The organism is Streptomyces sp. CNS606 (genome assembly GCF_000426325.1).
In genome coordinates this window covers 15161-40487 of the sequence record NZ_AUFD01000021.1, presented here as the reverse complement: position 1 = coordinate 40487, position 25327 = coordinate 15161, and the positions used below count along the sequence as shown (strand labels likewise).

General features: G+C 71.4%; 22 protein-coding genes. 19 read left to right on the top strand and 3 right to left on the bottom strand.

What is annotated here, in order from left to right; all coding sequences use genetic code 11:
- The first annotated feature begins 504 nt into the window (after nucleotides 1–504).
- From K304_RS0115880 to nuoN, 14 genes are read left to right on the top strand one after another with little or no spacing between them, the layout of a single operon-like run.
- Entirely contained in the window at nucleotides 505–864 is a 360-nt protein-coding gene (locus tag K304_RS0115880) for an NADH-quinone oxidoreductase subunit A (RefSeq protein WP_027764553.1), read from the top strand.
- Between the two features lie 12 nt (nucleotides 865–876).
- Nucleotides 877–1431 carry a NuoB/complex I 20 kDa subunit family protein gene (locus tag K304_RS0115875; protein ID WP_027764552.1) on the top strand — a complete coding sequence of 185 codons (555 nt, stop codon included), beginning with the start codon at nucleotides 877–879 and terminating at the stop codon, nucleotides 1429–1431.
- Nucleotides 1428–2210: an NADH-quinone oxidoreductase subunit C gene (locus K304_RS0115870; RefSeq protein ID WP_051308509.1), complete on the top strand. Its 783-nt coding sequence runs from the start codon at nucleotides 1428–1430 to the stop codon at nucleotides 2208–2210. Before K304_RS0115875 ends, K304_RS0115870 begins: the two co-directional genes overlap by 4 nt.
- Nucleotides 2210–3538 (top strand): NADH-quinone oxidoreductase subunit D, encoded by a 1329-nt coding sequence (locus tag K304_RS0115865; RefSeq protein WP_027764550.1) that lies wholly within the window; start codon nucleotides 2210–2212, stop codon nucleotides 3536–3538. The genes K304_RS0115870 and K304_RS0115865 overlap by 1 nt, the downstream gene beginning before the upstream one ends.
- Nucleotides 3535–4425, top strand: a complete 891-nt coding sequence (nuoE, locus tag K304_RS0115860; protein ID WP_027764549.1) for an NADH-quinone oxidoreductase subunit NuoE — start codon at nucleotides 3535–3537, stop codon at nucleotides 4423–4425. The genes K304_RS0115865 and nuoE overlap by 4 nt, the downstream gene beginning before the upstream one ends.
- The gene (nuoF, locus tag K304_RS0115855) at nucleotides 4425–5774 is read left to right on the top strand and encodes an NADH-quinone oxidoreductase subunit NuoF (protein WP_027764548.1); all 1350 of its coding nucleotides are present in this window, start codon (nucleotides 4425–4427) and stop codon (nucleotides 5772–5774) included. The genes nuoE and nuoF overlap by 1 nt, the downstream gene beginning before the upstream one ends.
- A complete protein-coding gene (locus K304_RS0115850; RefSeq protein WP_027764547.1) occupies nucleotides 5771–8278 on the top strand; it encodes an NADH-quinone oxidoreductase subunit G in 2508 nt (835 codons plus the stop codon). Before nuoF ends, K304_RS0115850 begins: the two co-directional genes overlap by 4 nt.
- A complete protein-coding gene (gene nuoH / locus K304_RS0115845; RefSeq protein WP_078529193.1) occupies nucleotides 8275–9690 on the top strand; it encodes an NADH-quinone oxidoreductase subunit NuoH in 1416 nt (471 codons plus the stop codon). Before K304_RS0115850 ends, nuoH begins: the two co-directional genes overlap by 4 nt.
- Entirely contained in the window at nucleotides 9665–10393 is a 729-nt protein-coding gene (nuoI, locus tag K304_RS0115840; protein ID WP_037790673.1) for an NADH-quinone oxidoreductase subunit NuoI, read from the top strand. Before nuoH ends, nuoI begins: the two co-directional genes overlap by 26 nt.
- Nucleotides 10390–11289: an NADH-quinone oxidoreductase subunit J gene (locus K304_RS0115835; protein ID WP_027764544.1), complete on the top strand. Its 900-nt coding sequence runs from the start codon at nucleotides 10390–10392 to the stop codon at nucleotides 11287–11289. Before nuoI ends, K304_RS0115835 begins: the two co-directional genes overlap by 4 nt.
- Complete coding sequence (gene nuoK / locus K304_RS0115830; protein ID WP_027764543.1) at nucleotides 11286–11585, top strand: NADH-quinone oxidoreductase subunit NuoK; 300 nt, start codon at nucleotides 11286–11288, stop codon at nucleotides 11583–11585. The genes K304_RS0115835 and nuoK overlap by 4 nt, the downstream gene beginning before the upstream one ends.
- Before the next feature lie 12 nt (nucleotides 11586–11597).
- The gene (nuoL, locus tag K304_RS0115825) at nucleotides 11598–13490 is read left to right on the top strand and encodes an NADH-quinone oxidoreductase subunit L (RefSeq protein ID WP_027764542.1); all 1893 of its coding nucleotides are present in this window, start codon (nucleotides 11598–11600) and stop codon (nucleotides 13488–13490) included.
- Between the two features lies 1 nt (nucleotide 13491).
- The gene (locus K304_RS0115820) at nucleotides 13492–15087 is read left to right on the top strand and encodes an NADH-quinone oxidoreductase subunit M (protein ID WP_027764541.1); all 1596 of its coding nucleotides are present in this window, start codon (nucleotides 13492–13494) and stop codon (nucleotides 15085–15087) included.
- Between the two features lie 5 nt (nucleotides 15088–15092).
- Nucleotides 15093–16742 (top strand): NADH-quinone oxidoreductase subunit NuoN, encoded by a 1650-nt coding sequence (gene nuoN, locus K304_RS0115815; protein ID WP_027764540.1) that lies wholly within the window; start codon nucleotides 15093–15095, stop codon nucleotides 16740–16742.
- A 90-nt stretch (nucleotides 16743–16832) separates the two neighbouring features.
- Here the strand turns inward: nuoN and K304_RS29340 are convergent, their stop codons facing one another.
- From K304_RS29340 to fahA, 3 genes are all read right to left on the bottom strand, one after another.
- Nucleotides 16833–17339, bottom strand: a complete 507-nt coding sequence (locus K304_RS29340) for a hypothetical protein (protein ID WP_037790671.1) — start codon at nucleotides 17337–17339, stop codon at nucleotides 16833–16835.
- A gap of 72 nt (nucleotides 17340–17411) precedes the next feature.
- The gene (locus K304_RS31740; RefSeq protein ID WP_051308507.1) at nucleotides 17412–18005 is read right to left on the bottom strand and encodes a hypothetical protein; all 594 of its coding nucleotides are present in this window, start codon (nucleotides 18003–18005) and stop codon (nucleotides 17412–17414) included.
- 126 nt (nucleotides 18006–18131) lie between these two features.
- Complete coding sequence (gene fahA / locus K304_RS0115800; RefSeq protein ID WP_027764539.1) at nucleotides 18132–19328, bottom strand: fumarylacetoacetase; 1197 nt, start codon at nucleotides 19326–19328, stop codon at nucleotides 18132–18134.
- A gap of 238 nt (nucleotides 19329–19566) precedes the next feature.
- Here fahA and K304_RS0115795 point away from each other — a divergent pair, with 238 nt between their 5' ends.
- The 5 genes from K304_RS0115795 to K304_RS0115775 all read left to right on the top strand — a co-directional run bounded on the left by K304_RS0115795 (nucleotide 19567) and on the right by K304_RS0115775 (nucleotide 25117).
- Complete coding sequence (locus tag K304_RS0115795; RefSeq protein ID WP_027764538.1) at nucleotides 19567–20577, top strand: polyprenyl synthetase family protein; 1011 nt, start codon at nucleotides 19567–19569, stop codon at nucleotides 20575–20577.
- 449 nt (nucleotides 20578–21026) lie between these two features.
- Nucleotides 21027–22382, top strand: coding sequence for an outer membrane lipoprotein carrier protein LolA (locus tag K304_RS0115790; RefSeq protein WP_027764537.1), 1356 nt, complete (start codon nucleotides 21027–21029; stop codon nucleotides 22380–22382).
- A 104-nt stretch (nucleotides 22383–22486) separates the two neighbouring features.
- Nucleotides 22487–23530 (top strand): ABC transporter ATP-binding protein, encoded by a 1044-nt coding sequence (locus K304_RS0115785; protein ID WP_027764536.1) that lies wholly within the window; start codon nucleotides 22487–22489, stop codon nucleotides 23528–23530.
- Nucleotides 23517–24419: an ABC transporter permease gene (locus tag K304_RS0115780; RefSeq protein WP_027764535.1), complete on the top strand. Its 903-nt coding sequence runs from the start codon at nucleotides 23517–23519 to the stop codon at nucleotides 24417–24419. Before K304_RS0115785 ends, K304_RS0115780 begins: the two co-directional genes overlap by 14 nt.
- A gap of 191 nt (nucleotides 24420–24610) precedes the next feature.
- Nucleotides 24611–25117 (top strand): phospholipase, encoded by a 507-nt coding sequence (locus K304_RS0115775; protein ID WP_027764534.1) that lies wholly within the window; start codon nucleotides 24611–24613, stop codon nucleotides 25115–25117.
- The last annotated feature ends 210 nt before the right edge of the window (nucleotides 25118–25327 follow it).

The following is a 25327-nucleotide window of genomic DNA, read 5'->3' as shown; positions in this document are numbered from 1 at the left end:
CGGCCCTAGGGGGCCGGTCGGGGACGGGAGCGAACCACCGGTGACGGGCCCGTTACCGAGGGGTCCGGTCCTGCCCCTGTCGACGACCGGCAACGCAGCGGATGCGCGCCCCGGGCTTGTGCCGGTTTTCACGACCGCGCGTCGGTGCCGCACGGCGGTCCGCGGAGTGCGGGTCGCGTGCGGCCGGAGTCGTGTAGCAGCCATCGATGTCCCGCGCGAATTTGCTTTCGCATTATCGTGGTGTTAAGGGAACCCTAAGCTCAGCAGGTCGGAATCCGGTCGAGGCTCACGAAACGTGAACAGTCGGAAGCTTCGCGTATGAAGATCGTTCCACTCGCGGTTCCATGATCACTGGTCAGGTGGTGAAGATCACAAAGTAGCTTGTGTACCCCGTGTCGCAGATCACAGAGCGGCGGGCATAGGATGCCTCCCACTAGGGCTTGTGAACTGCCTCACATAGAAGTGATCTTCGACTGTGGGGGCGACCGAAAGGAGCGAGGAGCGGTGAACGCGTACGCGCCCATCCTTGTGCTAGCGGGCCTGGGAGCGGCCTTTGCGATCTTCTCCGTGGTCATGGCCTCGATCATCGGTCCCAAGCGCTACAACCGGGCCAAGCTCGAGGCGTACGAGTGCGGGATCGAGCCGACTCCGCAGGCGGCGGGCGGCGGACGCTTCCCGATCAAGTACTACCTGACGGCGATGCTGTTCATCGTCTTCGACATCGAAATCGTCTTCCTCTACCCCTGGGCGGTCTCCTTCGACGCCCTGGGGATTTTCGGGCTCGTGGAGATGCTGCTCTTCGTGCTGACGGTCTTCGTCGCCTACGCCTACGTGTGGCGTCGTGGCGGCCTGGAATGGGACTAGGGGCATAGGTAAATGGGACTCGAAGAGAAACTGCCGAGCGGCTTCCTGCTCTCCACCGTCGAGCAGGCCGCCGGGTGGGTCCGCAAGTCGTCGATGTTCCCGGCGACGTTCGGACTCGCCTGCTGCGCCATCGAGATGATGACGACGGGTGCGGGCCGCTACGACCTCGCCCGGTTCGGCATGGAGGTCTTCCGCGGCTCACCGCGCCAGGCGGACCTCATGATCGTGGCCGGACGGGTCAGCCAGAAGATGGCCCCGGTGCTGCGGCAGGTGTACGACCAGATGCCCAACCCCAAGTGGGTCATCTCCATGGGCGTCTGCGCCTCCTCCGGCGGCATGTTCAACAACTACGCGATCGTGCAGGGCGTGGACCACGTCGTCCCGGTCGACATCTACCTGCCCGGCTGCCCGCCGCGGCCCGAGATGCTGATGGACGCGATCCTCAAGCTCCACGAGCACGTGCAGAACGAGAAGCTCGGAGTCAACCGCGAGCAGGCGGCCCGTGAGGCCGAGGAAGCGGCGCGCAAGGCCCTGCCGACGATCGAGATGAAGGGGCTCCTGCGATGACCGCCAACGGCAAGTCCGCCAACGGCAACTCGGCCGACGGCACGCCCGCCGGCGACCACGGACCGAACCCGGACCAGGACGTGAACGCGCACAACCTGCCCGGCCACCGCGGCGACTCCGGCGAGGTCATCGGCGTCCGCCGCGGCATGTTCGGCCCCCGCCAGGGCGGCGACACCTCCGGCTACGGCGGCCTGGTGCGCACCGTGCGGCTCCCCGGTGCGAGCGCGCGCCCCTACGGCGGCTGGTTCGACGAGGTCGCCGACGAGCTCGAAGGCGCCCTGGAGGAGCAGGACCTGCTCCCCGAGAACGCCATCGAGAAGACCGTCGTCGACCGCGGCGAGATCACCTTCCACATCGCCCGCGAGCACCTGCTGCGCGTCGCCCGCACCCTGCGGGACGACCCCGCGCTGCGCTTCGAGTACTGCACCGGCGTCTCCGGCGTGCACTTCCCCGAGGACAAGGGCCGCGAGCTGCACGCCGTGTACCACCTGCGTTCGCTGACGCACAACCGAATCATCCGGCTGGAGGTCACCGCACCCGACGCCGATCCGCACGTCCCCTCGGTCGTCGAGGTCTACCCGACGAACGACTGGCACGAGCGTGAGACGTACGACTTCTTCGGCCTGGTCTTCGACGGCCACCCGGCGCTGACGCGGATCATGATGCCCGACGACTGGCAGGGCTTCCCGCAGCGCAAGGACTACCCCCTGGGCGGCATCCCCGTGGAGTACAAGGGCGCCCAGATTCCCGCTCCCGACCAGCGGAGGTCGTACAGCTGATGAGCACCACACATTCCACGGCGGGAATCCGCGAGACCACCGAGGGCACCGTCTACGACGTCACCGGCGGCGACTGGGACGAGCTCGCCGCCGCCGCCGCAGCGAGCGACGACGAGCGGATCATCGTCAACATGGGCCCGCAGCACCCGTCCACGCACGGCGTGCTCCGGCTCATCCTGGAGATCGACGGCGAGACCGTGACCGAGGCCCGCTGCGGCATCGGCTACCTGCACACCGGCATCGAGAAGAACCTCGAGTACCGGACCTGGACGCAGGGCACCACGTTCGTGACGCGCATGGACTACCTGACGCCGTTCTTCAACGAGACGGCGTACTGCATGGCGGTCGAGAGGCTGCTCGGCATCACCGACGACATCCCGGACCGCGCCAACGTCATCCGCGTGCTGATGATGGAGCTGAACCGTCTCTCCTCCCACCTGGTGTGCATCGCCACCGGCGGCATGGAGCTCGGCGCCACCACCGTCATGATCTTCGGCTTCCGCGACCGCGAACTGGTCCTGGACCTCTACGAGCTGATCACCGGCCTGCGCATGAACCACGCGTACATCCGGCCCGGCGGGCTCTCCCAGGACCTGCCCCCGGGCAGCATCGACGCGCTGCGCGAGTTCGTGAAGAAGATGAAGAAGAACCTGCCGGAGTACGACAAGCTCTGCACCGGCAACCCGGTCTTCAAGGGACGCCTGAAGGACATCGGCTACCTGGACCTCGCCGGCTGCATGGCGCTCGGCGCCACCGGCCCGATCCTCCGCTCCGCCGGCCTCCCGCACGACCTGCGCAAGACCGACCCGTACTGCGGATACGAGACCTACGACTTCGACGTCCCGACCGTCGACACCTGCGACTCCTACGGCCGCTTCCTGCTGCGCGTCGAGGAGATGCGGCAGTCGCTGCGCATCATCGAGCAGTGCATCGACCGGCTCGAGCCCGGCCCGGTCATGGTCGGCGACAAGAAGATCGCCTGGCCCGCGCAGCTGGCGCTCGGCCCCGACGGCCTGGGCAACAGCCTGGACCACATCCGGAACATCATGGGCACCTCCATGGAGGCCCTCATCCACCACTTCAAGCTGGTGACCGAGGGATTCCGGGTACCGCCCGGCCAGGCGTACGCGGCAGTCGAGTCACCCAAGGGCGAACTCGGAGTGCACGCGGTGAGCGACGGCGGAACCCGGCCCTACCGGGTGCACTTCCGCGACCCGTCCTTCACCAACCTCCAGTCGATGGCGGCGATGTGCGAGGGCGGCCAGGTCGCCGACGTCATCGTGGCCGTCGCGTCCCTCGACCCCGTGATGGGAGGCGTCGACCGATGACCGACGTGCAACTGGGCATCCCCGCGATGCCCGCCCCCGACTACCCGGCGGACGTCCGGGCACGGCTGGAGAAGGACGCGAAGGACGTCATCGCCCGCTACCCCGACAGCCGGTCCGCGCTGCTGCCGCTGCTGCACCTGGTGCAGTCCGAAGAGGGCCACGTCACCCGCACCGGACAGCGCTTCTGCGCCGAGATGCTCGCCCTCACCACCGCCGAGGTCGCCGCGGTCGCGACCTTCTACAGCATGTACCGGCGCAAGCCCAGCGGCGACTACCAGGTCGGCGTCTGCACCAACACGCTCTGCGCGGTCATGGGCGGTGACGCGATCTTCGAGGAGCTCCAGGAGCACCTGGAGATCGGCAACAACGAGACCACCGACGACGGCAAGGTCACCCTCGAACACATCGAGTGCAACGCGGCCTGCGACTTCGCGCCCGTGGTGATGGTCAACTGGGAGTTCTTCGACGACCAGACGCCCGAGTCCGCCAAGCGCCTCGTCGACGACCTGCGCGCCGGACGCGACGTGCACCCCACCCGCGGCGCGAAGCTGTGCACCTTCAAGGAGACCGCGCGCATCCTGGCCGGCTTCCCCGACGAGCGCGAGGGCGCCGTCGCCGAGTCCGGCGGCGCCGGCCCCGCCTCGCTCGCCGGGCTCCGGCTCGCCAAGGGCGAGACCGAGGCCCCGGCCCGCGTCGTCTCCCCGCGGAACGGCGGCGGCAAGGCGGCAGGCCGCGACGCAGGCACCGAGGCGTCCGGCCCCGGCGGCACCACGCCGCGCGGCCCCGAACCCCCCGCCGGCCACGAAAGCTCGCATGACGCCCCGCAGCCGAGTGCCGAGTCCGACCCCGACAATCCGACCGGGCCGGTCGCCGAGGAGGGCAAGTGATGACCACCGAGTCCCCCGAGAAGCTCCTCTCCCCGGTGCTCTCGGCCTTCTGGGACCAGCCCGACGCCTGGACGCTGGAGACCTACAAGCGGCACGACGGGTACGAAGGCCTGCGCAAGGCGCTGGCCATGGACCCCGACGACCTCATCGCCTTCGTCAAGGACTCCGGCCTCCGCGGCCGCGGCGGCGCGGGCTTCCCCACGGGCATGAAGTGGCAGTTCATCCCGCAGGGCGACGACAAGCCGCACTACCTGGTCGTCAACGCCGACGAGTCGGAGCCGGGCACCTGCAAGGACATCCCGCTGCTCTTCGCCAACCCGCACTCCCTCATCGAGGGCATGATCATCGCCTGCCACGCGATCCGGTCCCACCACGCCTTCATCTACCTGCGCGGCGAGGTCGTCCCCGTCCTCCGCCGCCTGCACGAGGCGGTACGCGAGGCGTACGCGGCGGGCTACCTCGGCAAGGACGCCCTCGGCAAGGGCAAGCCGCTGGACATCACCGTCCACGCCGGTGCCGGCGCGTACATCTGCGGCGAGGAGACCGCGCTGCTCGACTCGCTGGAGGGGCGCCGCGGCCAGCCCCGGCTGCGCCCGCCCTTCCCCGCGGTCGCCGGCCTGTACGCCTGCCCCACCGTGGTGAACAACGTGGAGTCCATCGCCTCCGTTCCCGCCCTGCTGCACAAGGGCAAGGAGTGGTTCCGCTCGATGGGCAGCGAGAAGTCCCCCGGCTTCACGCTCTACTCGCTCAGCGGCCACGTCGCCCGCCCCGGCCAGTACGAGGCGCCGCTCGGCATCACGCTGCGGCAGCTCCTCGACATGAGCGGCGGCATGCGGCCCGGTCACCGGCTGAAGTTCTGGACGCCCGGCGGTTCCTCCACCCCGATCCTCACCGACGAGCACCTGGACGTGCCGCTGGACTACGAGGGCGTCGGAGCGGCCGGATCGATGCTGGGCACCAAGGCGCTCCAGTGCTTCGACGAGACCACCTGCGTCGTACGGGCGGTCACCCGCTGGACCGAGTTCTACGCCCACGAGTCCTGCGGCAAGTGCACGCCCTGCCGCGAGGGCACCTACTGGCTCGTCCAGCTGCTCCGCGACTTCGAGGCCGGCAAGGCGTCGATGGACGACATCGACAAGATCGACGACATCGCCGACAACATCAACGGCAAGTCGTTCTGCGCCCTCGGCGACGGCGCCGCCTCGCCGATCTTCTCCTCGCTGCAGTACTTCCGCGAGGAGTACGAGCAGCACGTCACCGGTGGCGGCTGCCCCTTCGACCCGGCCAAGTCGACCCTCTGGGCCGACGGCTCCACCGGCAAGACCGCTCACCTGGAGGTGAACGCGTGACCGTCACCAGCAACGCTCCCGCCTCCGGGGGCGGCCAGGCCCCTCCCCCCGAGGACCTGATCTCGCTGACCATCGACGGCGTCGAGATCAGCGTGCCCAAGGGCACCCTGGTCATCCGCGCCGCCGAACAGCTCGGCATCGAGATCCCCCGCTTCTGCGACCACCCGCTGCTCGACCCGGTCGGCGCCTGCCGGCAGTGCATCGTCGAGGTGGAGGGCCAGCGCAAGCCGATGGCGTCCTGCACGATCACCTGCACCGACGGCATGGTGGTGAAGACGCAGCTCACCTCCCCGGTCGCCGACAAGGCACAGCGCGGCGTGATGGAGCTGCTGCTCATCAACCACCCGCTGGACTGCCCGGTCTGCGACAAGGGCGGCGAGTGCCCCCTGCAGAACCAGGCGATGTCCGCGGGCTCCGCCGAGTCCCGCTTCGAGGGCAGGAAGCGCACCTTCGAGAAGCCGGTGCCGATCTCGAAGCAGGTCCTGCTGGACCGCGAGCGCTGCGTGCTGTGCGCCCGCTGCACCCGCTTCTCCAACCAGGTCGCCGGCGACCCGATGATCGAGCTGCTGGAACGCGGCGCGCTCCAGCAGGTGGGCACCGGCGAGGGCGACCCCTTCGAGTCGTACTTCTCCGGCAACACCATCCAGATCTGCCCGGTCGGCGCCCTCACCTCGGCCGCCTACCGGTTCCGCTCCCGCCCGTTCGACCTCGTCTCCACCCCCAGCGTCTGCGAACACTGCGCCGGCGGCTGCGCCACCCGTACCGACCACCGGCGCGGCAAGGTCATGCGCCGGATGGCCGCGGAGGACACCGAGGTCAACGAGGAGTGGATCTGCGACAAGGGCCGCTTCGGCTTCCGCTACGGTCAGCGCCACGACCGGCTCACCGCGCCTCTGGTGCGCGACGCCGAGACCGGTGAACTGGAGGCCACCAGCTGGCCCGAGGCGCTGGAGGCGGCGGCGAAGGGCCTGGCCGCGGCGCAGGGCCGGGTCGGCGTGCTGACCGGCGGACGCGTCACCGTCGAGGACGCCTACGCGTACGCCAAGTTCGCCCGCGCCGTGCTCGGCACCAACGACGTGGACTTCCGGGCCCGCGTCCACTCCGCCGAGGAGGCCGACTTCCTCGCCGCCCACGTCGCCGGCCACGGCCGCGACCTGGACGGCCTCGGGGTCACCTACACCGCGCTGGAGAAGGCCCCCGTCGTCCTGCTCGCCGGGCTGGAGGCCGAGGAGGAGGCGCCCGGCGTCTTCCTCCGGCTGCGCAAGGCCCACCGCAAGCACGGCCAGCGCACCTTCGCGCTCGCCACTCACGCCACCCGCGGCCTGGAGAAGGCGGGCGGCACGCTGCTGGCCGCCGCGCCCGGCACCGAGACCGAGTGGCTGGACGGCCTGGCCGGCGGAGTCGGCCTGGAGAGCGCCGGCAAGCAGGCCGCCGAGGCGCTGCGCACCGAGGGCGCGGTCATCCTGGTCGGCGAACGGCTCGCCGCCGTGCCGGGCGCCCTGACCGCCGCCCTGCGCACCGCCACCGCCACCGGCGCCGCCCTGATGTGGATTCCGCGCCGGGCCGGCGAACGCGGCGCGGTCGAGGCCGGCGCCATCCCGTCGCTGCTGCCCGGCGGCCGTTCCGCCACCGACCCGCGCGCCCGCCAGGAGGTCGCCCGCGCCTGGGGCGTGGACGACCTGCCCAGCGCCTACGGGCGGGACACCGGAGCCATCGTGGAGGCCGCCGCGACCGGCGAACTGTCCGCGCTGGTCGTGGGCGGCGTCGAGGTCGCCGACCTGCCCGACCCGGCCCGTGCCGCCGACGCGCTGCACGAGGTCGGCTTCCTGGTCAGCCTGGAACTGCGGCCGTCGCACGTCACCGAGCACGCCGACGTGGTGCTGCCGGTGGCGGCGGTCGTCGAGAAGTCCGGCACCTTCCTCAACTGGGAGGGCCGGGCCCGGATGTTCGAGGCGGCCATCAAGCCCGACCAGATGACCCGCCGCCACGTGACGCCGGACGGCCGGGTGCTGCACATGCTCGCCGACGCGCTCGGCAAGCCGCTCGGCCTGCCCGACGTACGGGCCGCGCGCCGCGAACTCGACCGCCTCGGCGGCGCGTCGGGCGACGCGCAGGCCACCGCGCCGAACGAACGGTCCGCGTCCGCGCCGCAGCCCGGCAAGGGCGAGGCGGTGCTCGCCGGCCACCGGCTGCTGCTCGACCAGGGCCGGCTCCAGGAGGGCGACGAGGCACTGGCCGGTACCCGGCACGCGGCGCTCGCCCGGCTCTCGGCCCCCACGGCCGAGGCCACCGGCGTGAAGGACGGCGACGTCCTGGCCGTCACCGGACCGGCCGGAACGGTGGAGTTCCCGCTCCGGGTCACCCCGGACATGCCGGACCACGTGGTGTGGCTCCCGATGAACTCCGCCGGCCGCGGCGTGACGCCCGACACCGGCGCCCGCCCGGGCGACCTCGTCAAGATCGGTGCCGCAGGCGGCGCCGGCCGCCAGGAGGTGGACGCGTGAACACCCTCGCCCACATCGCGTCGGGCCCGGAGGGGAGCGTCCTGCTCGCCGCCGAGGACCTGTCGCCCTTCGGCACGGACCCGTGGTGGCTGATCGGCCTCAAGGCGGTCTTCTGCTTCGCCTTCCTGATGCTGACCGTGCTGATCTCCATCGTCATGGAGCGCAAGGTCGTCGCCTGGATGCAGCTGCGCATCGGCCCCAACCGGCACGGCCCCTGGGGCATGCTCCAGTCGCTGGCCGACGGCATCAAGCTGATGCTCAAGGAAGACATCGTCGTCAAGCGCGCCGACAAGGCCGTCTTCATCCTGGCCCCGATCATCGGCGCGATCCCGGCCTTCATGGCCATCGCGGTCATCCCGTTCGGCCCGCCCGGCAACGAGGTGTCGATCTTCGGCACGCGCACCGCGATGCAGCTCACCGACATGCCGGTGGCCGTGCTCTACATCCTGGCCACCGCCTCCATCGCGGCCTACGGCACGGTGCTGGCCGGCTGGTCCTCCGGCTCGACCTACCCCCTGCTCGGCGGCGTCCGCGCCACCGCCCAGGTGATCTCCTACGAGGTCGCCATGGGCCTGAGCTTCGCCGCCGTCTTCCTGCACTCCGGCTCGATGTCCACCTCGGCCATCGTGGACGCGCAGGACGACCGCTGGTTCGCGGTGCTGCTGCCCGTGTCGTTCCTCATCTACATGGTGGCGATGGTCGGCGAGGCGCACCGTGCCCCGTTCGACATGCCGGAGTCCGAGGGCGACCTGGTCGGCGGCTTCAACACCGAGTACTCGTCGATCAAGTTCGCGATGTTCATGCTCGGCGAGTACATCCACATGGTCACCGTCTCCGCGCTCGCGGTCACCCTCTTCCTGGGCGGCTGGCGGGCCCCGGCGCCGATCTCCACGGTGTGGGAGGGCGCCAACCACGGCTGGTGGCCGCTGCTCTGGTTCACCGGGAAGCTCGTACTGATGCTGTTCGGCTTCGTGTGGCTCCGCGGCACCCTGCCGCGCGTCCGCTACGACCAGTTCATGAAGCTGGGCTGGAAGGTCCTCATCCCGGTCTCGATGGCCTGGCTGATGCTGGTCGCCGCGGTCCGCGCGATGCGGAACGAGAACTACGCCTTCACCGACATCGTGTACTGGGTCGGCGGCGGCGTCCTGGTCCTGCTGCTGCTCTCCTTCGTCGTCGACGTCTTCCGCGACCGCGCCGACAAGCAGGCGGAGGAGCAGGAGGAACGCGCCGCCGAGGAAACCGGCTTCGACCCGATGGCCGGCGGCTACCCCGTGCCGCCGCTGCCCGGCCAGACCCTCCCGCCCGTGCCCCGGCGCAGGTCCCGCGCGGACCGCGAACTGGTCGGCACGGCCGCGGAGTCCGGCGACGCCCAGGACGGGAATCACGATGGAAGGGAGGCCGACGGTGCCTGAGAACCCCGTGGCCGGCTTCGGCGTGACCTTCAAGGCCATGTTCAAGAAGCGGCTGACCGAGCAGTACCCCGAGTACAAGAAGCCCACGGCGCCCCGCTTCCACGGTCGGCACCAGCTCAACCGCCACCCGGACGGGCTGGAGAAGTGCGTCGGCTGCGAGCTCTGCGCCTGGGCCTGCCCGGCCGACGCGATCTACGTGGAGGGCGCGGACAACACCGACGAGGAGCGCTACTCCCCGGGCGAGCGGTACGGCCGCGTCTACCAGATCAACTACCTGCGCTGCATCCTGTGCGGCCTGTGCGTCGAGGCGTGCCCCACCCGCGCGCTGACCATGACCAACGACTACGAACTCGCCGACTCCTCCCGCGAATCGCTCATCTACACCAAGGAGGAGCTGCTCGCGGGACTCCAGGAGGGCATGGTCGACTCGCCGCACGCGATCTACCCGGGCATGACGGAGAAGGACTACTACAGCGGCCTGGTCACCGAGGCCGCCCCGGGCACCGTGCCGCAGGAGGTGCACGCGGGCGGCGCACCCCAGGCGTCCGCCGACACCTTCGGGCCCATGGAGCCCGCCGCCTCCGCCCCCGTCTCCGACGCGGACCGCCCCGAGGGCGACCCGACGGACACGGCGCCGGCACAGACGGCCTCCGCCTCCGGCGGTCAGGCAGCCGGCCCGCAGGGCGCGGAGGGCGCGCGATGAACGAGCTGGCACTCACCATCACCTCCACCGGCGAGGCCGCGCAGTTCTGGGTGCTCGGCACGGTCGCCGTACTGGGCGCGCTGGGCACCGTGCTGATGAAGCGCGCGGTGCACTCCGCGCTGTGCCTCGCCGGCACGATGATCGTCCTCGCGGTGTTCTACCTCTCCAACGGCGCCTACTTCCTGGGCGTCGTGCAGGTCGTCGTCTACACCGGCGCCGTGATGATGCTCTTCCTCTTCGTGCTGATGCTCGTCGGCGTCACCGCCGCCGACTCGCTGAAGGAGACCATCAAGGGTCAGCGCTGGATGGCCGCGCTCTGCGGCCTCGGCTTCGGCGTCCTGCTGATCGGCGGCCTCGGCAACGCGTCGGTCACCAGCTTCAACGGCCTGGCGCAGGCCAACGAGGGCGGCAACGTACAGGGCCTGGCCGCCCTGCTCTTCACCAAGTACGTGTTCGCCTTCGAGATCACCGGTGCCCTGCTGGTCACCGCGGCCGTCGCCGCGATGGTGCTCACGCACCGGGAGCGCACCGAGCGCCGTCTGACGCAGCGCGAACTCGCCGAGAAGCGCGTGCGGGAGAACAAGCACGTGCCGCCGCTGCCGGCCCCGGGCGTGTACGCACGGCACAACGCCGTGGACATCCCCGGCCTGCTGCCCGACGGCACCCCGTCCGCGCTCACGGTCAGCGACACCCTGCACAGCCGCGGCCAGGTCCGCGACGTGTCCGGCGAGGCGCTCCGCGACCTGGCGGAGCTGGAACAGCGCACCGACGCGTACCTGGGCCGGGACAACGACGCCTCCCGCGAGGCGGGCCGCCAGGCCGGGCGCGCGGACGACGGCGACCGAGACCGCGACCGTGACGGCGACCGCGACGGCGAGAAGGAGGAGGCGAAGTGAACCCGGTCAACTACCTCTACCTCGCCGCGCTGCTGTTCACCATCGGCGCGTCGGGCGTACTCATCCGGCGGAACGCCATCGTGGTGTTCATGTGCGTGGAGCTGATGCTCAACGCCGCGAACCTCGCGCTGATCGCGTTCTCCCGGATCCACGGCAACCTCGACGGCCAGATCATCGCCTTCTTCACCATGGTCGTCGCCGCCGCGGAGGTGGTCGTCGGCCTGGCGATCATCGTCACGCTCTACCGCTCCCGCCACTCGGCCTCGGTCGACGACGCCAGCCTGATGAAGCTGTAAGGAGTTCAGTAAGTGGAATCACTCATCGGGCTGCTCGTCGGAGCTCCGCTCCTCGGCGCGGCCGTCCTGCTCTGCGGAGGACGCAGGCTCGACCGGACGGGACACTGGCTGGGCACCGCCCTGGCCGGTGCCTCGTTCGTGCTCGGGCTGGTGCTCTTCGCCGACATGCTCGGCCGGGACGCCGAGGACCGCACCCTGACCTCGCACCTGTTCAGCTGGATTCCGGTGAACGGCTTCCAGGCCGACGTCGCCTTCCAGCTCGACCAGCTGTCCATGACGTTCGTCCTCCTCATCACGGGCGTCGGCTCGCTGATCCACCTGTACTCGGTGGGCTACATGGAGCACGACGAGCGCAGGCGCCGGTTCTTCGGCTACCTGAACCTGTTCCTCGCGGCGATGCTGCTGCTGGTGCTCGCCGACAACTACCTGCTGCTGTACGTCGGCTGGGAGGGCGTGGGCCTGGCCTCGTACCTGCTGATCGGCTTCTGGCAGCACAAGCCCAGCGCGGCGACCGCGGCGAAGAAGGCGTTCCTCGTCAACCGCGTCGGTGACGTCGGCCTGTCCATCGCGATCATGCTGATGTTCACCACCTTCGGCACCTTCGCCTTCGGGCCGGTGCTGGGCAGCGTGGACGGGGCGAGCGAGGGCACGCTCACGGCCATCGGCCTGATGCTGCTGCTCGCGGCCTGCGGCAAGTCCGCGCAGGTGCCGCTGCAGTCCTGGCTCGGCGACGCGATGGAGGGCCCGACCCCGGTCTCGGCCCTCATCCACGCCGCCACCATGGTCACCGCCGGCGTGTACCTGATCGCCCGCTCCGGGGTGCTCTTCGACGCCACCCCCACCGCGCAGACCGCCGTGGTGACCGTCGGCGCGGTGACGCTGCTGTTCGGTGCGATCGTCGGGTGTGCCAAGGACGACATCAAGAAGGCCCTGGCCGGGTCGACCATGTCGCAGATCGGCTACATGATGCTGGCGGTCGGGCTCGGCCCGATCGGCTACGCGTTCGCCATCATGCACCTGGTGACGCACGGCTTCTTCAAGGCCGGGCTGTTCCTCGGCGCCGGCTCGGTGATGCACGGCATGAACGACGAGGTCGACATGCGGCGTTACGGCGGCCTGCGGACGTACATGCCGATCACCTTCATCACCTTCGGCCTGGGCTACCTGGCCATCATCGGCTTCCCCGGCCTGTCCGGCTTCTTCTCGAAGGACCTCATCATCGAGGCGGCTTTCGGCAAGGGCGGCGCGCAGGGCTGGATCCTCGGTTCGGTGACCCTGCTGGGCGCGGCCCTCACGGCGTACTACATGACCCGGGTCATGCTGCTCACCTTCTTCGGCGAGAAGCGCTGGAGCGAGGAGGGCGAGAACGCCGTCCACCCGCACGAGTCGCCGAAGACGATGACCATCCCGATGATCGTGCTGGCCGTCGGTTCGGTGTTCGGCGGCGCGTTCTTCGCCATCGGCGAGCGGTTCGTGCACTGGCTGGAGCCGGTGACCGGCTTCGAGCACCCGCACCCGCCGATCCCGATCTGGTCGATCACCGCGGCCACCGTCGCCTGCATGGTGATCGGCGTCGCCGTGGCGTGGTTCCAGTACGGCCGCCGTCCGGTGCCCGTCACGGCGCCGCGCGGCAGCCTGCTCACCCGTGCGGCCCGCCGGGACCTGCTCCAGGACGACTTCAACCACGTCGCCCTGGTCAAGCCCGGCGAGTACCTGACGCGCGGCCTGGTCTACCTCGACCACTCGGTGGTCGACGGGGCCGTCAACGGCACCGCCGCCACGTTCGGCGGTCTCTCCGGCCGGCTGCGCCGCGTCCAGAACGGGTTCGCGCGCAGCTACGCGGTCTCGATGTTCGGCGGTGCGGCGGTGCTCGTCGCCGCCACCCTGCTGATGAGGGCGGTCTGAGATGTCATTTCCCCTGCTGACGGTCACGGCCGCAGTCCCGGCGATCGGTGCGATCGCCACCGCCGCCGTGCCCGCCGCGAAGAGGACGGCCGCCAAGTGGCTGGCGCTGCTGTTCTCGCTCGCCACGGTCGTGCTCGCGGCCGTGGTCCTGGTCCGCTTCGACCCCGGCGGCGACCGGTACCAGCTGACCGAGAGCCACGCCTGGATCGCCGACTTCGGCGTCCGCTACGAGCTGGGCGTGGACGGCATCGGCGCCGTGCTGGTCGCCCTGACCGCCTTGCTGATCCCGTTCGTGATCCTCGCCGGCTGGCACGACGCGGACGCTCTGGAGGGCGAGCAGGCGAACCGCCGCTGGCGGCCCACCCAGGGCTTCTTCGCGCTGATCCTGGCCGTCGAGGCGATGGTGATCGTCTCGTTCCTGGCCACGGACGTCTTCCTCTTCTACCTGTTCTTCGAAGCCATGCTCATCCCGATGTACTTCCTCATCGGCGGCTTCGGCGACCGCGCCCACGCGGCGGGCGAGGAGGAGGCGTCACGGCAGCGGTCGTACGCGGCGGTCAAGTTCCTGCTCTACAACCTGGCCGGCGGTCTGATCATGCTGGCCGCGGTGATCGGCCTGTACGCGGTCACCGCCGACCAGCTCGGCGAGGGCACCTTCTCGCTCCAGGCGATCATCGAGGCCCGGGCGAACGGCGAGCTGGAGATGTCGGCCGGCACCGAACGGCTGCTCTTCCTCGGCTTCTTCTTCGCCTTCGCGGTGAAGGCGCCGCTGTGGCCGCTGCACACCTGGCTCCCCAACGCGATGGGGGAGTCCACCGCACCGGTGGCCGTTCTCATCACCGCCGTGGTCGACAAGGTCGGCACCTTCGCGATGCTCCGCTTCTGCCTCGGGCTGTTCCCGAACGCCAGCGAGTGGGCCACTCCGGTGGTGCTGGTGCTGGCCCTGGTCAGCATCATCTACGGCGCGCTGCTCGCCGTCGGCCAGCGCGACATGAAGCGGCTGATCGCGTACGCGTCCATCTCGCACTTCGGGTTCATCATCATGGGCGTCTTCGCCATGACGACCCAGGGGCAGAGCGGCGCGACGCTGTACATGGTCAACCACGGCATCTCCACGGCCGCGCTGCTGCTCGTCGCCGGCTTCCTCATCACCCGCCGCGGCTCGCGCCTGATCGCGGACTACGGCGGTGTGCAGAAGGTCGCCCCCGTACTGGCGGGCACGTTCCTGATCGGCGGTCTGGCGACGTTGTCGCTCCCCGGACTGGCGCCGTTCGTCAGCGAGTTCCTGGTGCTGGTCGGCACCTTCAGCCGCTACCCGGTCATCGGGATCATCGCGACCGCCGGCATCGTGCTCGCCGCGCTGTACGTGCTGGTGCTGTACCAGCGCACCATGACCGGGCCGGTGAAGCCGGAGGTCAGCGGTATGAAGGACCTCAAGGTCCGGGAACTCGTGGTCGCCGCGCCGCTGATCGCGCTGCTGGTCTTCCTCGGCGTCTTCCCGAAGCCGCTGACCGAGATCGTCAACCCCGCGGTCGAGCACACCATGTCCGACGTGCAGAAGAAGGACCCTGCTCCTGAGGTGGAGGCCGCCAAGTGAGCGCTCTGAGTACGACGCACGCCGTCCACAGCCTGTGGACACAGGCGGCCGAACCCGGGAGCATCCCGACACCGAAAATCGAGTACGCCCAGCTCTCCCCGACGCTGATCGTGCTCGGCGCGGCGATCGTCGGCATCCTCATCGAGGCGTTCCTGCCCCGCAGGTTCCGGTACGGCGCACAGGCGCTGCTGACCGTGGCCGCGCTGGCCTCCGCCTTCGCGGCGGTGCTGGCGCTGGGGCTGAACGGCTTCGCCACCGACCAGGCCCAGCTCGCCGCGATGGGCGCCATCGCGGTGGACGGCCCGGCGCTGTTCCTCCAGGGCACGGTGCTGCTGGTCGGCCTGGTCGCGGTGTTCACCTTCGCCGAACGACGGCTGGACCCGTCCGCCCACGGCCGGCCGGTGGACTCGTTCGCCGCGCAGGCCGCCGCCGTTCCGGGCGGGCAGGGCGAACGGGACGCGGTGAAGGCCGGGTTCACCACCACCGAGGTGTTCCCGATCGCCCTGTTCGCGATCGGCGGCATGCTGGTCTTCCCGGCCGCCAACGACCTGCTGACGCTCTTCATCGCGCTGGAGGTCTTCTCCCTCCCGCTGTACATCCTGTGCGCGCTGGCCCGCCGCAACCGCCTGCTGTCGCAGGAGGCGGCGGTGAAGTACTTCCTGCTGGGAGCCTTCTCGTCCGCCTTCATGCTCTTCGGCATCGCGCTGCTGTACGGCTACGCGGGCGCCGTGGACTACGCGAGCATCGCGCGGGTCGTCGGCAACGCGAACCCGACCACCGACCCCGCGCTGGCGGGCACCATGGGCAACGACGTGCTGCTGCTGATCGGCGGGGCGATGGTGCTGATGGGCCTGCTCTTCAAGGTCGGCGCGGTGCCGTTCCACATGTGGACCCCGGACGTCTACCAGGGCGCCCCGACCCCGGTCACCGGCTTCATGGCCGCCGCCACCAAGGTCGCCGCCTTCGGCGCCCTGCTGCGGCTGCTGTACGTGGTGCTGCCGGGCCTGCGCTGGGACTGGGAGCCGGTGCTGTGGGGCGTCGCCGTCGTCACCATGCTGGGCGGCGCGATCGTCGCCATCACCCAGACCGACATCAAGCGGCTGCTGGCGTACTCCTCCATCGCGCACGCGGGCTTCATCCTCGCCGGTGTGATCGCCACCTCGGAGGACGGCGTCTCCTCGGTGCTCTTCTACCTGCTGGCGTACTCCTTCGTCACGCTCGGCGCGTTCGCCGTCGTGACGCTGGTGCGCGACGCGGGCGGCGAGGCCACGCACCTGTCCAAGTGGGCCGGGCTGGGCCGCCGTTCGCCGCTGGTCGCGGCCGTGTTCGCGGTGTTCCTGCTGGCGTTCGCGGGCATTCCGATGACCTCCGGCTTCACCGGCAAGTTCGCGGTGTTCAAGGCCGCGGCGGAGAGCGGCGCGGGCGCGCTCGTGGTGGTCGGCGTCATCTCCTCGGCCATCGCGGCGTTCTTCTACGTCCGCGTGATCGTGCTGATGTTCTTCCAGGAGCCGAAGGCGGACGGGCCGAGCGTCGCCGTGCCGAGCCCGCTGACGATGTCGGCCATCGGCCTCGGCGTCGCGGTGACCGTGGTGCTCGGTGTGGCGCCGCAGTACTTCCTGGACCTGGCAGGCCAGGCGAGCGTCTTCGTTCGGTAGCGCTGTTGCGACGTGAACGCCGGACGGCCCGCCACCCCTTCGGGGGTGGCGGGCCGTCCGGCGTTCGTGCGGGCGCCTGCCCCGGGGCCGCTACTCCGGCAGGCCGCTGGGCAGGTCCGACGGGAGGTCCGGGATCTCCGCGGTGGGGAGGTCCGACGGCATCTCGGTCGGCAGGTCCTCCAGGGAGCTCTCCGCGCGGGTGAAGGTGTCGCTCCCGCCGGACTCCCAGGCGAGGGTGAGGGTGTCGCCGTCGACGCTCTCGACGGTGCCCTTCTCGAAGCCGGAGCCCTTCGCGCACACCATCTCCAGCGTCACCGGGTCGGCGTCCGCGGCGTAGGTGCCGGTGCAGGCGGCGTCCTCGGCGGAGAGGTTGACGTTGCCGCCCGTCTCGACGAACACGAGGATCTTGTGGTCCCGGTCGGTGAGTTCGCCGGAGAGCCAGGCGCCCTTCAGCGCGGACGCGCCGCCCTCGCCGGACGACTGCTCCGCGCCGCCCTTGTCGCTGTTCTCCCCGCCGCCGTCGCTGCCGCAGCCGGTCAGCAACAGGGCGGCCGCGACGACCGCGGCCGCCCCCGACACGCGTGCCGTTGTGCGCACGTGGTTCCCCTCCGTAGTGATCAGGTCACGGAGCAACCTAACAGGCGGGGGTGACAGCTCGGCGTCACGGCGTCACTCGGGGGGACCGACCGGGGCGGCGCCCTTCACGAACTCCGCGGTCCTGCCCGACCCCCACTTCACTGTGAGGCCCTTGTCGTCGATCTCGGTGACGGTACCGGAGGTGTAGCCGGCGTTCGCGTCGCGGCACTTCAGGTCCAGCTTCGCCGGGCCGTCGCCGGCCTTCAGCGTGCCCTGGCAGGCCACTTCGGGGCCGGCGAGCGAGACCTCGGTGCCGTTGAAGATGAGGACCAGCAGTTCGCCCTCGGCGCCCTTCATTCCGGAGGCCCAGGGGCCCTGGAAGGGCGCCGCCGCGTCGTCGCCGCCCCCTGATCCGCCGTCGCCCGAGCCGCCGTCCCCGCCGGTGTCCGCACCGCCCCCCGAGGATTCGCCCTGGGTGGTGCCGCCGTCGGAGCCGCCGTCGTCCTTGCCGCCGTCGCCGCCCCCGGAACCGCCGTCGCCCGAGCCACCGCCGGTGGACGTGGAGCCCTGGTCCTTGTCCTTGCCGCCGTCGGAGCCGTCGCCGCCGTCGCTGCCGCAGCCGCCTATCAGCAGTGCCAGCGCCGCGGTGCCCGCGGCCGCGCCGAGGCCGAGCCGTGTTCTGCGCACGCGCGCCCCTCCCATACGAATGCCGTACCCGAGTGTGTGCAGGGTCACGACAAACTAGCAGGGGGCGCGCGTGCGCGGCTGTGACGACGAACGCTCTCCCGGGGGCTGGACAGCGGTCCGGACGGGCTACTCCGCGGGGGCCGCGGCGATCGTTCCGGAGACCTCGCCCAGGCCGATGCGGGTGCCGTTCGGGCCCGGCGCCCAGGCCGTGAGGACGACCTCGTCGCCGTCGGAGAGGAAGGGGCCCTTGCCGGCGGTGAGCTCCAGCAGGCAGCCGAGCTGGTCCGGCTCCGGGCCGCTGACCGTGCCGGAGGCGAAGAGGTCTCCGGTGCGCAGCGAGGCGCCGTTCACCGTCATGTGCGCGAGCTGCTGCGCGGCCGTCCAGTACATCGCGGAGAACGGCGGCTCGGAGACCTCCTCGCCGTTCAGCGTCACGGTGATCCGGATGTCCAGGCCGTCCTTCTCCCCGCTGTCGTCCAGGTAGGGGAGCGGCGGGACGTCGCGGGCCGGCGGCTCGGTGCGGGCCTGCTCCAGCGCCTCCAGCGGCGTGATCCAGGCGGAGACGGAGGTGGCGAAGGACTTGCCGAGGAACGGCCCCAGCGGCACGTACTCCCAGGCCTGCAGGTCGCGCGCGGACCAGTCGTTGAGCAGGCACACGCCGAAGACGTGCTCGCGGAAGTCCTCCCGGCCCACGCGCGTCGTCATCGCCGAGGGGGTGCCGACGACGAAACCGACCTCGGCCTCGATGTCCAGCCGCTGCGAGGGGCCGAAGGAGGGTGCGGGCGCGTCCTTGGGCTTGCGCTGCCCCAGCGGTCGCACCACAGGCGTGCCGGACACCACGACGGTGCCGGACCGGCCGTGGTACCCGATCGGCAGGTGCTTCCAGTTCGGGGTGAGCGGGTCGCCGTCGGGCCGGAAGATCTTCCCGACGTTGGTGGCGTGGTGCTCGCTGGCGTAGAAGTCGACGTAGTCGGCGACCTCGAACGGCAGGTGCAGCGTGACGTCGGCCAGCGGAACGAGGTGGCCGCCGACCGTCGCGCGGTGCCCGGGGTCGCCCAGCCAGTTCTGCAGGTCCGCGCGGACCGCCTGCCAGGCCGGCCGTCCCGCGGCCATCAGCGGGTTCAGGGTGGGGGCCTTCAGCAGCTCGGCGTGCGCGGAGCCCATCGCCTCGGCGGCGGCGCCGGCGTCCAGCACGTGCGAGCCGAAGCGCACCCCGATGCGGCGCAGGTCCGGGGCGTCGGAGGTGGTGAAGACGCCGTACGGCAGGTTGTCGAGGCCGAAGAGGTCGTCTCCGGGCAGGTCGAACGGGATGGCTTCGGTCATCGTCTCAGGTGCCTCGCCTTCGAGGTTCGTCGCCGGTCAGGGCTCGGGCACGTCCGGGGAGGCGCCCACCGGGCAGCGTATCGACCGGGCGGGCGCAGCCGTCCGCCCGGCCGGGCGCGCGGGGGGTACGCGCCGGTCGTGATCGTTCCGCGACCGGCTACGCTGCCCGTGACGGCGGCAACTGCCGCCGCGCCGGTGCGGATGATGCGAACAAGCCGCGTAGACAGGAGTACCCCTCGTGACCGTCGTCGGGCCCTTCGGGCTGAGCGTGCGGGACACGGCCCTCGAAGCCGATGTCCAGGCGGGGTTGGCGGCCGTCGAAGAGGGCCTCTTCGAGGCCACCAAGAGCGACGTGCCGTTCATAACGGGTGCTGCCCAGCACCTCGTACGGGCAGGCGGCAAGCGGTTCCGGCCGCTGCTGGTGATGCTCGGGGCGCAGTTCGGCGACCCGCACGCGCCGGGCGTGGTCCCCTCAGCGGTGGTGGTCGAGCTGACCCACCTCGCGACCCTCTACCACGACGACGTGATGGACGAGGCCGCCGTGCGCCGCGGCGTGGCCAGCGCCAACGCGAACTGGGACAATTCCGTCGCCGTGCTCACCGGTGATTTCCTCTTCGCCCGCGCCTCCCAGGTCCTCGCCGACCTCGGTCCGGAGGCCGTACGCATCCAGGCCCAGGCGTTCGAGCGGCTGGTCACCGGCCAGATCCTGGAGACCGCCGGCCCGTCTGCCGGTCAGAACGCCATCGACCACTACCTCGACGTCCTCTCCGGGAAGACCGGCTCGCTGATCGCCGTGGCCTGCCGTTTCGGCGCCATGATGGCGGGGGCCGACGAGCGGACGATCTCCGTCCTCACCCAGTACGGCGAGCGGATCGGCACCGCGTTCCAGCTGGCGGACGACGTCCTGGACATCGCCAGCGACTCCCACGAGTCCGGCAAGACGCCCGGCACGGACCTGCGCGAGGGCATCGCCACGCTGCCCGTGCTGCACCTGCGGGCCCTCGCCGAGGCGGGCGGCTCGCCGGAGGACCGCGCCCTGCTGGCGCTGCTCGAGGGCGACCTCGACGACGACGCCCGTCTCGCGGACGCCCTGGCGGGGCTGCGGGCGCACCCGGCGATGGTGCAGGCCCGGCGGGACACCGTGCGGTACGCGGACGAGGCGCGGGCCATGCTGGAGCCCCTGGCGGAGGGACCGGCCAGGGCGGCCCTGTCCGACCTCTGCGCCGCGGTCGTCCACCGCGCGGGCTGAGCGCTTCCCCCTCGGGGCCCACCGCCTCCGGAGCCCTCGTACTCCGTCGTGACCGGGACCGGGGCCGGTCCCACCTCCGGCCCGGCCGGGACGGCGACCTCCACCACCCCCGGCTGCTCCCCTACGCCTCCGCAGCCCTCCTCCGGGCGCGGACGCCCGTGGCGCGGGAGGACCGGTGCCCGTGCCCGGGCCGGAAGGACGGAGCCCCGGAAACCCGTGGCCCGCACACGCACACGGGAGAAGCCGCCCCGCGGGGGTACCCGTCTCCTCCCGTGGGCGTACGGGAACTTGCTCCCCTCGGCGGACGTCCCACCCTCAGTGGATCTGGTCGTATGGAGTGACCATCCCGCACCGACTCGGGTGACAATGGCGGCTGGGATGGACCCGTGCGACCGGGCGCGACCCGCATGACCCGCACGACCGCCGCCGACGACGGAGGTAGGGCTCACATGGCACAGATCCAACCGCACAACCCGGCCGACGACGGCCAGGGGGAGGACTCCGTACCGGGCGTCCCGGGCACGCGGGGACCACGCCGCAAGGCCGTCCGCTACGGCGTACCGGTCGCCGTGGCGGGCCTCGCCGCGGCGACGATCGGCCTGGTGCCGGCCCTCGCGGACAGCGGCGCCCCCGACCTGCCGAAGATCACCGCCGAGGAGCTGGTGGCCAAGATGGCCGCCTCCGACGTGGACCAGCTGTCCGGGACCGTACGGGTCCAGACCGACCTCGGCCTGCCGGCGCTGCCGGACGGCCTCGGCGGCGGTGGCGGCGACCAGGGCGGGAGCCCGTTCGGCGGCGACCGCTCCTCGGAGGGCGACGCCGGACAGCAGCAGGGCGAGGGGGCGGAGAAGAGCCCCGCGGCGCCGACCGCCAAGCTGATGGAGCTGGCCTCCGGCGAGCACACGCTGCGGGTGGCCGCCGACGGCCCCGAGAAGCAGCGCGTCTCCCTCGTGGAGGACGCCGCCGAGTACAGCATGATCCGCAACGGTGACGAACTGTGGGCGTACGACAGTGCGTCGAACTCCGCGTTCCACGCCGTCGCCCCCGAGGGGGCCGACGACCGCGGAAAGGCCGGCGGGAAGCACGAACTGCCCGACGGTCTCGGCGACCTCACGCCGAAGGAGGCCGCACAGAAGGCCCTCGACCTCGCGGACGAGTCGACGTCGGTGACCGTGGACGGCACCGCCAAGGTGGCCGGCCGGGACGCGTACCAGCTGGTCGTCGCGCCGAAGGACGCCGCGCACTCCACGGTCGGCTCGCTGCGCATCGCCGTGGACGCCGAGAACGGCGCGCCGCTCAGCGTCCGGCTGATGCCGGACGAGGGCGGCAAGGCGATCGTCGACGTCGCCTACACCGAGGTCGACTTCGCCCGGCCGGACGCCGGCACCTTCACCTTCGAACCCCCGAAGGGCGCGGACGTCACGGAGAAGAAGCTCGACCACGGCGCGAAGGGCTCGCAGAAGCCGAAGGACCTCGACGGGCCGATGAACGGCGCCCTGCCCGAGTTCGGCGACGGCGGTCTGGAGATGCTGGGCGACGGCTGGGGCACGGTGGCCCGCGTCGAGGCGCCCGAGGTGAAGGGCGAGGGCAAGGGCGGCAAGGCTCTGTCCGGTCTCGACGACCTGGGCGACCCGCGCGCGCAGCGGATGCTGGACGGCTTCACCGACAAGGTGAACGGTGACTTCGGGACCGGCCGGGTCTTCGAGACGCGCCTGTTCAACGTCCTGATCACGGACGACGGCACGGTGTACGCGGGTGCCGTCACCAAGGAGGGCCTCGTCGAGGCCGCGAACGAGGCGAAGTAGCACCGGCCCGCGTGCCGCCGCCGGCCCGGCGCTCCACGGCCGGCCGGCGGCGGCACGCGGGGCCGACTCACCGGACCACTCTCGGGGAAGCGGGCGGAGGCGGGATGGCAGACGCGGCGGGAGCGGCGGAAACCGCCACGGTCGTCGAGACGTCCGGGCTGACCAAGCGCTACCGCGGCGGTCAGCTCGCCGTCGACGGCCTGGACCTCGCCGTGCCGCGCGGGAGCGTCTTCGGCTTCCTGGGGCCGAACGGCTCGGGCAAGACCACGACCATCCGCATGCTGCTCGGCCTCATCGAGCCGACGCGCGGCACCGCGCGGCTGCTGGGCGAGCCGATGCCGTCGGCCGCCCGCCGGGTGCTGCCGCGCGTCGGCGCCCTGATCGAGGGTCCGGCCCTGTACGGGTTCCTCTCCGGCCGGGACAACCTGCTGCGGTACGACGCCGCCGACCCGGACGCCGACCCCCGTACGCGGCCCGCGCGGGTGGGGGAGGCGCTGGAGCGCGTCGGCCTCGCGGCGGCGGCCGGCAAGAAGGCGCGGGCGTACTCGTTGGGGATGAAGCAGCGGCTCGGCCTCGCCGCCGCCCTGCTCCAGCCGCGGGAACTGCTGGTGCTGGACGAGCCGACCAACGGCCTGGACCCGCAGGGCATGCGGGAGATCCGCGCCCTGGTCCGCGAACTGGCCGCGGGCGGCATCACCGTCTTCCTCTCCTCCCATCTGCTGGACGAGATCGAGCAGGTGTGCACGCACACCGCCGTGATGCACCGGGGGAGGCTCGTCACGCAGGGCACGGTCGCCGAGATGTCGGCGGGCGTACGCGGCCGGCTGGCCGTCGGTACCCCCGACACCGCGGAGGCCGCCCGCCTCCTGAAGGAGCACGGCGTCACCGACGTCACGGTCGAGGAGAACCGGGTCACCGGCGAACTGCCGGCACCGGCACCGGCACCGGCGCACGGCGACGCCGGAGCCGACGGGGCCGCGGCCGGCGCGGGCGCGGGAGCCCCGGACGGCGACCCGCTCGACCTCGCCGACCTCAACGCGGCACTGGTCCGTGCGGGCGTACGCGTCCGGGCCTTCGGCCAGGAGAACGCCTCGCTGGAGGACGCGTTCGTCGCACTCACCGGGGAGGGCTTCGATGTCGCAGGCTGAACTCACCCGGGGCGGCACGCCGCGGCCGGCCGCCCCGGCGCCCGGACGGCGGCTGCTGCGGCCGTCCGGTCTGCTCCGCAGCGAGATCGTCCTCACCTTCCGCCGCTGGCGGACCCTGGCACTGCTCGGCGTGCTCGTCGCCGTGCCCGCGCTGGTGGGTATCGCGGTGAAGATCGAGACGGGCGACGACGGTTCGGGCGGCGGAAGCGGCGGGGGCGGACCGGCGTTCATCACCCAGGTCACCAACAACGGCCTCTTCCTGGTCTTCACGGCGCTGGCCGCCACCCTGCCGTTCTTCCTGCCGATGGCGGTCGGCGTGATCGCCGGCGACTCCGTCGCGGGGGAGGCCCACGCGGGGACGCTGCGGTACCTGCTCGTCGCGCCGGCGGGCCGCACCCGGTTGCTGCTGGCCAAGTTCGTCTCGGTGGCGGTGTTCTGCATCGCGGCGACCCTCGTGGTGGCGCTCTCCGCGCTGGCGGTGGGCGCGCTGCTGTTCCCGCTCGGCGACGTGACGCTGCTGTCCGGCACCTCCGTGCCGTTGGCCCAGGGACTGCTGCGGGCGCTGGCCATCGCGCTCGTGGTCGCGGCGTCGCTGCTCGGCCTGGCGGCGATCGGCCTGTTCGTCTCGACCCTGACCAACAGCGGCATCGCGGCGATGGCGACGACCGTGGGGCTGCTGATCACCGTGCAGATCCTGGACCAGATCCCGCAGTTGGACGCCGTGCACCCCTACCTCTTCCCGCACCACTGGCTGTCCTTCGCGGACCTTCTGCGCGACCCCGTCCTGTGGGAGCCGGTGTGGCGGAACCTCGGCCTCCAGGCCCTGTACGTCGCGGTGTTCGGCTCCGCCGCGTGGGCCCGCTTCACCGCGCGCGACGTCACCGCCTGAGCCCCCGGCGGGAACGCGGCGGATCCCGGGGAGTGGCCCGCGTCACCCATCCGACCTGCGGTGTCAGTGTGTTGACGGCGATGTGACAGTGCGGCCGTGGACACTGGCCGGGCTTCTCCGCACGCCGGGAGAGGCGTGACTCCCTTCGTCCGCGGCCTCATCGGGCCGCCTTCCCCCCCTCGGAGGAACGGATGCGTCGTCGGTCCATTTTTGGCATGTCCGTGGCAACGAGTGCTGCCGCCGTGCTCGCTCTCGCCGCGCCCGCCAATGCGGCCACCAAGCTCCAGCTCATGTCGGACTGGAGCCAGACCAGCTCGTCCAGCTCGTCCGCGTTCCACAGCGCCCGGGCGAACCAGGGCTCGTACGCCCAGTACGGCTTCGACTGGGGCACCGACAAGTGCAGCAGCTCGCCGGACAACCCGTTCGGCTTCCCGTTCGAGAACTCGTGCATCCGTCATGACTTCGGCTACCGCAACTACAAGGCCGAGGGCCAGTTCGACGCCAACAAGTCGCGTATCGACAGCGCCTTCTACGAGGACCTGAAGCGCGTCTGCAACGGCTACTCCGGGGCCACGAAGGCTTCCTGCGACGCCACCGCGTGGACCTACTACCAGGCCGTGTCGATCTTCGGCATCTCCGCCGCCGACGCCCCGCAGTACGCCGACAAGGTGCCCGCCGCGGTCGCCGAGGCCCACTGACGCCGCACACCTCCCGGAGCCCGGCCCGCCGCACCCCCACACGGCGCGCCGGGCTTCGGCGTGCCCCGGCGCGCGTCCCGCCCGCCGGCCACCGCCCGCGCCTCCTTCGTCTGCGGCCGCCTGCCGAAGGCTGCCGACCCTGCCCACGCCTGCCGAACCGCCTGTCAGACCCGCCTGATAGACAGAGCGTCATTCGCCACGGGGTACGAA

Coding starts and splice junctions, on each gene's coding strand:
- nuoE (WP_027764549.1), top strand. CDS start 3,535: ATGACCGACGTGCAACTGGGCATCCCCGCGATGCCCGCCCCCGACTAC.
- K304_RS0115820 (WP_027764541.1), top strand. CDS start 13,492: ATGTCATTTCCCCTGCTGACGGTCACGGCCGCAGTCCCGGCGATCGGT.
- K304_RS0115865 (WP_027764550.1), top strand. CDS start 2,210: ATGAGCACCACACATTCCACGGCGGGAATCCGCGAGACCACCGAGGGC.
- K304_RS0115790 (WP_027764537.1), top strand. CDS start 21,027: ATGGCACAGATCCAACCGCACAACCCGGCCGACGACGGCCAGGGGGAG.
- K304_RS0115775 (WP_027764534.1), top strand. CDS start 24,611: ATGCGTCGTCGGTCCATTTTTGGCATGTCCGTGGCAACGAGTGCTGCC.
- K304_RS0115780 (WP_027764535.1), top strand. CDS start 23,517: ATGTCGCAGGCTGAACTCACCCGGGGCGGCACGCCGCGGCCGGCCGCC.
- fahA (WP_027764539.1), bottom strand. CDS start 19,328: ATGACCGAAGCCATCCCGTTCGACCTGCCCGGAGACGACCTCTTCGGC.
- K304_RS0115875 (WP_027764552.1), top strand. CDS start 877: ATGGGACTCGAAGAGAAACTGCCGAGCGGCTTCCTGCTCTCCACCGTC.
- nuoI (WP_037790673.1), top strand. CDS start 9,665: ATGGAAGGGAGGCCGACGGTGCCTGAGAACCCCGTGGCCGGCTTCGGC.
- K304_RS0115835 (WP_027764544.1), top strand. CDS start 10,390: ATGAACGAGCTGGCACTCACCATCACCTCCACCGGCGAGGCCGCGCAG.
- K304_RS0115870 (WP_051308509.1), top strand. CDS start 1,428: ATGACCGCCAACGGCAAGTCCGCCAACGGCAACTCGGCCGACGGCACG.
- K304_RS0115785 (WP_027764536.1), top strand. CDS start 22,487: ATGGCAGACGCGGCGGGAGCGGCGGAAACCGCCACGGTCGTCGAGACG.
- nuoF (WP_027764548.1), top strand. CDS start 4,425: ATGACCACCGAGTCCCCCGAGAAGCTCCTCTCCCCGGTGCTCTCGGCC.